Origin of the sequence: Enterobacter sp. CCUG 70166, assembly GCF_020224095.1 — a bacterium.
Lineage (GTDB): Bacteria > Pseudomonadota > Gammaproteobacteria > Enterobacterales > Enterobacteriaceae > Enterobacter > Enterobacter intestinihominis.
On record NZ_NRIQ01000047.1, the window covers coordinates 67,528 to 75,959 of the forward strand.

Annotated in this window: 8 protein-coding genes; 6 read left to right on the forward strand and 2 right to left on the reverse strand. The window is 55.1% G+C overall.

Going from position 1 to position 8,432, the window contains the following annotated elements; translation table 11 throughout:
- The first annotated feature begins 188 nt into the window (after positions 1 to 188).
- The 6 genes from rbsD (at position 189) to rbsR (ending at position 6,043) form a co-directional block, all read left to right on the forward strand.
- The gene (gene rbsD / locus CKK19_RS20075) at positions 189 to 608 is read left to right on the forward strand and encodes a D-ribose pyranase (protein WP_003862392.1); all 420 of its coding nucleotides are present in this window, start codon (positions 189 to 191) and stop codon (positions 606 to 608) included.
- Positions 609 to 615: 7 nt separating this feature from the next.
- The gene (rbsA, locus tag CKK19_RS20080; protein WP_022649867.1) at positions 616 to 2,121 is read left to right on the forward strand and encodes a ribose ABC transporter ATP-binding protein RbsA; all 1,506 of its coding nucleotides are present in this window, start codon (positions 616 to 618) and stop codon (positions 2,119 to 2,121) included.
- Positions 2,122 to 2,125: 4 nt separating this feature from the next.
- Positions 2,126 to 3,091: a ribose ABC transporter permease gene (rbsC, locus tag CKK19_RS20085; RefSeq protein ID WP_022649866.1), complete on the forward strand. Its 966-nt coding sequence runs from the start codon at positions 2,126 to 2,128 to the stop codon at positions 3,089 to 3,091.
- A 27-nt stretch (positions 3,092 to 3,118) separates the two neighbouring features.
- A complete protein-coding gene (rbsB, locus tag CKK19_RS20090; RefSeq protein WP_003862397.1) occupies positions 3,119 to 4,009 on the forward strand; it encodes a ribose ABC transporter substrate-binding protein RbsB in 891 nt (296 codons plus the stop codon).
- Positions 4,010 to 4,117: 108 nt separating this feature from the next.
- Complete coding sequence (rbsK, locus tag CKK19_RS20095; RefSeq protein WP_003862399.1) at positions 4,118 to 5,047, forward strand: ribokinase; 930 nt, start codon at positions 4,118 to 4,120, stop codon at positions 5,045 to 5,047.
- A gap of 3 nt (positions 5,048 to 5,050) precedes the next feature.
- Complete coding sequence (rbsR, locus tag CKK19_RS20100; protein ID WP_074174425.1) at positions 5,051 to 6,043, forward strand: ribose operon transcriptional repressor RbsR; 993 nt, start codon at positions 5,051 to 5,053, stop codon at positions 6,041 to 6,043.
- Here the strand turns inward: rbsR and mdtD are convergent.
- On the reverse strand, positions 6,009 to 7,442 hold the full coding sequence (gene mdtD / locus CKK19_RS20105; protein ID WP_023305119.1) for a multidrug transporter subunit MdtD: 1,434 nt from the start codon (positions 7,440 to 7,442) through the stop codon (positions 6,009 to 6,011). The two genes, rbsR and mdtD, sit on opposite strands and share 35 nt — an antisense overlap.
- Complete coding sequence (locus CKK19_RS20110) at positions 7,439 to 8,146, reverse strand: FadR/GntR family transcriptional regulator (RefSeq protein WP_023298937.1); 708 nt, start codon at positions 8,144 to 8,146, stop codon at positions 7,439 to 7,441. The genes mdtD and CKK19_RS20110 overlap by 4 nt, the downstream gene beginning before the upstream one ends.
- Positions 8,147 to 8,432 lie beyond the last annotated feature (286 nt).

The window sequence follows — 8,432 nt, forward strand, 5'->3', positions numbered from 1 at the left end:
CCCACAGGGAGAGGGCGCAAACATAAAAAACGGTAACCTGACGGTTACCGTATTGCATTTACCTCCTTTGCATTTCACTTAGCGAAACGTTTCGACGCCGATCACAAATCCGTTACGTCATGATGGTTTTCTGAACACTTCTGCGGCTACACTGTTTTTAGCGAAACGTTTCGCTAGTGGAGCAAAAAATGAAGAAAGGCACAGTACTCAACTCAGAAATATCATCGGTGATTTCCCGTCTTGGGCATACCGATACGCTGGTGGTTTGCGATGCAGGCTTACCGGTTCCGCGCAGCACAACCCGTATCGATATGGCGTTAACGCAGGGCGTACCCTCGTTCATGCAGGTACTGGAAGTCGTGACGGCGGAGATGCAGGTTGAGGCGGCCATTCTCGCGGCGGAAATCAAACAACATAATCCGCAACTCCACGAAACGTTGCTCAGCCACATTGAGCAACTGCAACAGCACCAGGGAAACACCATAGAAATTCGTTACACAACGCACGAGCAGTTCAAACAACAAACCGCAGACAGTCAGGCGGTGATTCGCAGCGGGGAGTGTTCCCCGTATGCGAATATCATTCTCTGTGCTGGCGTCACCTTCTGAGGCCATCATGGACGCATTACTGCAACTCAAAGGGATCGATAAGTCGTTCCCGGGCGTTAAAGCCCTCTCTGGCGCGGCGCTGAACGTCTATTCCGGGCGCGTAATGGCGCTGGTGGGCGAAAACGGCGCAGGCAAATCCACCATGATGAAAGTGCTGACCGGGATCTATCAACGCGATGCCGGTTCGCTGCTGTGGCTGGGTAAAGAGACCACCTTCAACGGCCCGAAATCCTCTCAGGAAGCGGGCATTGGCATCATCCACCAGGAGCTGAACCTGATCCCGCAGCTCACCATTGCGGAGAATATCTTCCTCGGCCGTGAGTTCGTGAACCGGTTTGGCAAAATCGACTGGAAAACCATGTATGCCGAAGCGGACAAACTGCTGGCGAAGCTGAATCTGCGCTTTAAGAGCGACCGACTGGTGGGCGACCTTTCCATCGGCGATCAGCAGATGGTGGAGATCGCGAAGGTGCTGAGCTTCGAGTCGAAGGTCATCATTATGGATGAACCGACCGACGCCCTGACCGATACCGAAACCGAATCCCTGTTCCGCGTGATCCGTGAGTTGAAATCCCAGGGGCGCGGCATTGTCTATATCTCTCACCGCATGAAAGAAATTTTCGAGATCTGCGACGACGTCACCGTCTTCCGCGACGGGCAGTTCATTGCCGAGCGTGAAGTGGCCACGCTGACCGAAGATTCGCTGATTGAAATGATGGTGGGACGTAAGCTCGAAGACCAGTATCCGCGTCTGGACAAAGCGCCAGGAGAGATCCGCCTGAAGGTGGATAACCTCTGCGGGCCGGGCGTGGATGACGTCTCCTTTACCCTGCGCAAGGGCGAGATCCTTGGCGTCGCGGGCCTGATGGGCGCGGGACGTACCGAACTGATGAAAGTGCTCTATGGCGCACTGCCGCGCACCAGCGGCTACGTTACCCTTGACGGCCATGAGGTGGTCACCCGCTCGCCGCAGGATGGCCTGGCGAACGGCATTGTCTATATCTCCGAAGACCGTAAGCGTGACGGCTTAGTGCTGGGCATGTCGGTAAAAGAGAACATGTCCCTGACCGCGCTACGCTATTTCAGCCGCAGCGGCGGCAGCCTGAAACATAAAGATGAGCAGCAGGCGGTCAGCGATTTTATCCGTCTCTTTAACGTTAAAACCCCATCGATGGAGCAGGCGATTGGCCTGTTGTCCGGCGGTAATCAGCAGAAAGTGGCGATTGCCCGCGGGTTGATGACGCGCCCGAAAGTACTGATCCTCGATGAGCCAACTCGCGGCGTTGACGTGGGCGCGAAAAAAGAGATCTATCAGCTGATTAACCAGTTCAAGGCCGACGGTCTGAGCATCATTCTGGTCTCTTCCGAGATGCCAGAAGTATTAGGCATGAGCGATCGCATTATCGTCATGCATGAAGGGCATCTCGGTGGTGAATTCACTCGCGAGCAGGCCACCCAGGAAGTTCTGATGGCTGCCGCTGTGGGCAAGCTTAATCGCGTGAATCAGGAGTAAGAAGATGACTACCCAGGCTGTTTCTGGTCGCCGCTATTTCACAAAGGCATGGCTGATGGAACAAAAATCGCTGATTGCCCTGCTGGTGCTGATCGCGATTGTCTCGACCATGAGCCCGAACTTTTTTACCGTTAATAACCTGTTCAATATTCTTCAGCAGACCTCCGTCAACGCCATTATGGCGGTGGGGATGACGCTGGTGATTTTGACCTCGGGTATCGATCTGTCCGTCGGTTCCCTGCTGGCGCTCACCGGTGCGATTGCCGCGTCGATTGTCGGTATTGAGGTCAACGCGCTGGTAGCCGTTGCTGCTGCGCTGGCGGCAGGCGCGGCAATTGGCGCGGTAACCGGCGTGATTGTGGCAAAAGGCCGCGTACAGGCGTTTATTGCCACGCTGGTGATGATGCTGCTGCTGCGCGGCGTCACCATGGTGTACACCAACGGTAGCCCGGTGAATACCGGCTTTACCGAAAACGCCGATCTGTTTGGCTGGTTTGGTATCGGACGCCCGCTGGGTATTCCGACGCCAGTCTGGATCATGGCTATCGTCTTCCTGGCGGCGTGGTACATGCTGCATCATACCCGTCTGGGTCGTTATATTTATGCGCTGGGCGGTAACGAATCGGCAACGCGTCTGTCCGGTATTAGCGTCAACAAAGTTAAAATTATCGTTTACTCCCTGTGCGGTCTGCTGGCATCTCTGGCGGGCATCATCGAAGTGGCGCGCCTCTCTTCCGCGCAGCCAACGGCGGGTACGGGCTATGAGCTGGATGCCATCGCGGCAGTGGTTCTGGGTGGTACGAGCCTTGCGGGCGGTAAAGGTCGCATTGTTGGGACATTGATCGGCGCACTGATCCTCGGTTTCCTGAATAATGGCTTGAATTTGTTAGGTGTTTCCTCCTATTACCAGATGATCGTTAAGGCAGTGGTGATTTTGCTGGCGGTACTGGTAGACAACAAAAAACAGTAACTGACGACACTACAGGACATCTTAGATATGAACATGAAAAAACTGGCTACCCTGGTTTCTGCTGTCGCGCTGAGCGCAACCGTAAGTGCTAACGCCATGGCGAAGGACACCATCGCGCTGGTTGTCTCTACCCTGAACAACCCGTTCTTCGTCTCCCTGAAGGATGGCGCGCAGAAAGAAGCAGACAAACTGGGTTACAACCTGGTGGTGCTGGATTCTCAGAACAACCCGGCGAAAGAGCTGGCTAACGTTCAGGACTTAACCGTTCGTGGTACCAAAATCCTGCTGATCAACCCAACCGATTCCGACGCGGTCGGTAACGCCGTGAAGATGGCAAACCAGGCGAAGATCCCGGTAATCACCCTGGACCGTCAGGCGACCAAAGGCGACGTTGTTAGCCATATTGCGTCTGATAACGTACTGGGCGGCAAAATCGCCGGTGACTACATCGCGAAGAAAGCAGGTGAAGGCGCGAAAGTGATCGAGTTGCAGGGTATCGCCGGGACTTCCGCGGCCCGTGAACGTGGTGAAGGTTTCCAGCAGGCTGTAGCGGCGCACAAATTTAACGTGCTGGCGAGCCAGCCGGCAGACTTCGACCGTACAAAGGGTCTGAACGTCATGCAGAACCTGCTGACCGCGCATCCTGATGTGCAGGCGGTATTCGCACAGAACGACGAAATGGCGCTCGGTGCGCTGCGTGCGCTCCAGACTGCGGGTAAATCAGATGTGATGGTTGTCGGATTTGACGGCACGCCGGATGGTGAAAAAGCAGTAAATGATGGCAAACTGGCTGCGACCATTGCTCAGCTGCCTGAGCAGATTGGCGCGACTGGCGTGCAAACTGCCGATAAAGTGCTGAAGGGCGAAAAAGTTCAGGCCAAATATCCTGTTGACCTGAAACTGGTCATTAAGCAGTAAAGGCGATTCAGGCAGTCGCTGGCTGCCTGAGGGACACCAAATAAAAGAAAAGTGTGGCATACGCCACCGGGTAATACCGGTGGCGCTCTCAGATGGACACCTCAATACATGAAAACCGCAGGCAACCTCGTCGTCCTTGGCAGTATCAATGCCGATCACATTCTTAACCTTGAAACGTTCCCCACTCCGGGCGAAACCGTCACCGGCAATCAGTATCAGGTCGCGTTCGGCGGTAAGGGTGCAAACCAGGCAGTTGCCGCCGGACGCAGCGGGGCAAATATCGCATTTATCGCCTGTACGGGTGATGACGATACCGGCGAGCGCGTACGCAAACAGCTGGCAAGCGACAACATCGACATCGCACCCGTCAGCGTGGTTGCAGGGGAATCTACCGGCGTGGCGCTGATTTTCGTCAATGCGGAAGGTGAGAATGTCATCGGTATTCATGCGGGGGCTAATGCCGCGTTAACGACTGAACGCGTCGAAGCGCAGCGTGGGATCATCGCCGGAGCGGAAGCCCTGCTGATGCAGCTGGAGTCACCGGTTGAAAGCGTGCTGGCCGCTGCGAAAATTGCGCATGAAAATCATACGTCTGTCGTACTTAACCCGGCGCCTGCCCGTGTATTATCAGACGAGCTGCTGGCGCTGGTGGATATCATCACCCCGAACGAAACCGAAGCGGAAAAGCTGACGGGTATCCGTGTCGAAAATGATGACGATGCCGCGCGTGCCGCGCTTGCGCTGCATGATAAAGGCATCGGCACCGTGATCATCACCCTCGGCAGCCGTGGGGTGTGGGCTAGCGTCAATGGCGAAGGCCGTCGCGTACCGGGCTTTAAGGTCAAAGCCATTGATACCATCGCCGCAGGTGACACCTTCAACGGTGCGCTGGTAACGGCGCTGCTGGAAGGAAAAGCAATGGATGACGCGATTCGCTTCGCGCATGCCGCCGCCGCGATTGCGGTGACGCGTAAAGGCGCTCAGCCTTCTGTTCCATGGCGTAAAGAGATTGATGAATTCTTAAGTCAGCAGGGGTAACGCTTGGCCACAATGAAAGATGTCGCCCGTATGGCGGGCGTTTCTACCTCGACTGTCTCCCACGTTATCAATAAGGATCGCTTCGTCAGCGAGGCGATTCGGGAGAAAGTTGACGCTGCAATTAAAGAACTCAATTATGCGCCTTCTGCGCTGGCCCGCAGCCTGAAGCTTAACCAGACGCGCACCATCGGCATGCTGATCACCGCCAGTACCAACCCTTTTTATTCTGAACTGGTGCGCGGCGTGGAGCGCAGCTGCTTCGAGCGCGGCTACAGCCTGGTGCTATGTAATACCGAAGGTGATGAGCAGCGCATGAACCGAAACCTGGAAACGCTGATGCAAAAACGCGTCGACGGGCTGCTGCTGCTCTGTACCGAAACGCATCAACCTTCGAAAGAGATCATCCAGCGCTACCCTTCTATTCCCACGGTGATGATGGACTGGGCGCCGTTCGACGGCACCAGCGATCTGATCCAGGATAACTCGCTGCTGGGCGGCGATATGGCGACTCAGCATCTGATCGATAAAGGTTATACCCGCATTGCCTGTATTACCGGCCCGCTGGATAAAACCCCGGCGCGCTTGCGTCTGGAAGGCTATCTTTCGGCCATGGAACGGGCGGGGCTTGCCATTCCTGATGGCTATCGCATCACCGGCGATTTCGAATTTAACGGTGGATTTGAAGCAATGCAGAAACTGCTGGCGCAAGAGCCGCGCCCGCAGGCGGTGTTTATCGGTAACGATGCGATGGCATTCGGAGCTTATCAGGCGCTGTATCAGGCGGGATTACGTGTTCCGGACGACATGGCGATCGTCGGTTATGATGATATCGAACTGGCGCGCTACATGACGCCGCCGCTGACCACCATTCATCAGCCGAAGGATGAACTGGGTGAGCTGGCCATCGATGTGTTGATCCACCGCATGGCTCAGCCCACGCTGCAACAGCAACGTTTGCAGCTTACTCCTGTTCTGATGGAACGCGGTTCGGTTTAGCCTTCTCTTTATGACGCTCTTTAATCAGGTTCCGGCCGTCTTTTGGTTTTAACAACATAAAGACCACCGCCGATACCACGGTAAGCGCGCCCATGGTGATAAAGGTATAGTGGAACTGCTCAACGGTATTTGTACCGTCAAACCCTTCATAAAACCGCAGTACCGCCGCGCTCACGGCAACCCCGAGGCTGATCGACAGCTGTTGAGTGACCGCCAGTACGCTGTTGCCGCTGCTGGCATTCTCGTCGGTGAGGTCCCCAAGGGTGATGGTGTTCATCGACGTAAACTGCGTCGACATGGCCATACCCAGCACAAACAGCGGCAGGATCAGCATCCAGATGGGTAACGCCGCAGATTGCAGGGAGAACTGCGCAATCATCAATCCGATAAAGATCGTCACGCCAACCAGCGTCTTACGATAGCCAAACCAGCGCAGCACCTGCGTGACCGTCGATTTTGCCAGAATTGAGCCCATCGCTGTGGGGGCCATCATGCAGCCAGCAATCAGGGCCGGATAGCCGAAACCGACCTGGAGCATCAGCGGCATCAGGAACGGTACGCAGCCCGTGCCCAGACGCGAGGCAATATTGCCCGCGATCCCGACGGAAAACGTTCGGGTGTTAAACAGAGATAAAGAGATAAGCGGTGTCGGATGGCGACGCGCATGACGGATATATAGAAGGAACAGCAGAATACCGCTAAGAATGATGGCCAGCGCCAGCCACGTCGCTACGATTTTCTCGCCAAACAGCTCCATCCCGCTGGAGAACAGGACCAGGCTCAGGCCAAACAGGAAGAAGCCGCCCATATCGAAGCTGCGTCGTGGTGTGGTGAAGTTCGGCATATATTTGCGGGCATAGATTAGCCCTGCCACACCAATCGGAATATTAATCAGGAAGATCCAGTGCCAGCTTGCCCAGGTCACCAGTACGCCGCCGAGAACCGGGCCAAGTATCGGGCCGACCAGCCCCGGCATAGTCACAAAGTTGAGCACCGGGAGCAGTTCGCTGCGCGGATAGGCGCGCAATAACGCCAGACGCGCGACGGGCATCATCATCGCGCCGCCTATCCCCTGTAGAACGCGGAAGATAACCAGTTCCGTCAGAGAGGTAGAAAGGGCGCAAGCCAGAGAACCGAGGGTGAACAGCGTCACCGCCAGCATAAACACTTTGCGCGTGCCGAAACGATCGGCCAGCCAGCCGCTGACCGGAATGAGCATCGCCACCGTCAGGGTATAACTGATGATGGCGGATTGCATCGCCAGTGGGGAGCGGTTAAGGCTTTGGGCTATTGCGGGAAGGGCGGTATTGAGGATAGTGGCATCCAGTGCCTGCATAAAGAACGCCATGGCTGCAATCCACGGCAATCCGGCCATACTGCGTGCTTTTTTCTCTGTCATTTATTTACCTGCTGGTGGGTTGGCGCGGCCAGCAACGCCTGGCACGCACTCAGGGCTCGCTGCCCGTCGCTTTCCTGAATGGCATCGACTATCGCCTGATGCAGATCCAGCTTCACCACCTCATCCTGTGTGATAGAGGCAAAGTAAGTGTGGTACACAGAATGGAATAAAGAAGCAAAGGAGGTCAGGAAAGGATTTCCGCTCATATTATAGATATGTTCATGCCAGGCCATATCGACCTCTATCCAGCGCTCGCGGTTAAAGTGCTTTTTCAGATCCACCATCTCTTCCATAAAAGTATTGAGCTGCGCTTTTTGCTCTGCTGTGCCGAGCGTGGCGGCAAGCAGACAGGCCTGAGGCTCAAGACTGCTGCGCATGACCAGAAAGTGATCGACGACCTGATTAAAGTTATCTTCGGTCATCCACCAGGTGAGTAACTCCTGATCGAGAAAGTTCCAGTTCCCCTGAGGCATAACGCGGGTGCCAATGCGCGGGCGTGGAAGCACCATCCCTTTCGCCGTTAATGTTTTTACCGCTTCGCGAACGGCGGTACGGCTTACACCAAACTGATCCCCCAGCTCCATCTCGCTGGGCAGGATGCTACCTGGGGCATATTTACCCGCTAAGATCAGCTGAGCCAGCTTTTCTGCCAGCACATAGGACAGGTTTTTTTGAGCTGCCAGCTGTTGTGCGCTTAATGGCATCGCTTTTATTCCTTAAATATTGATGCGGCTAATTATGCCATCTCAGGGGTGATTGTGGTTGCAGATACATCAATTAGAACAATTTGTAGCTTGATCTCATCGCTTTTGGTGAAAAAAAACACGGTCAGAAACTTTTTTTAAATTACCTCTTGTCACTTCAGAAGAACTCCCTATAATGCGCCTCCACTGACACGGAACAACGGCACGCAAGCCGCCGGGTCAGCAGAGAAAAGCAAAATAAACGCTTGACTCTGAAGCGGGAAAGCGTAATATGCACACCCCGCGC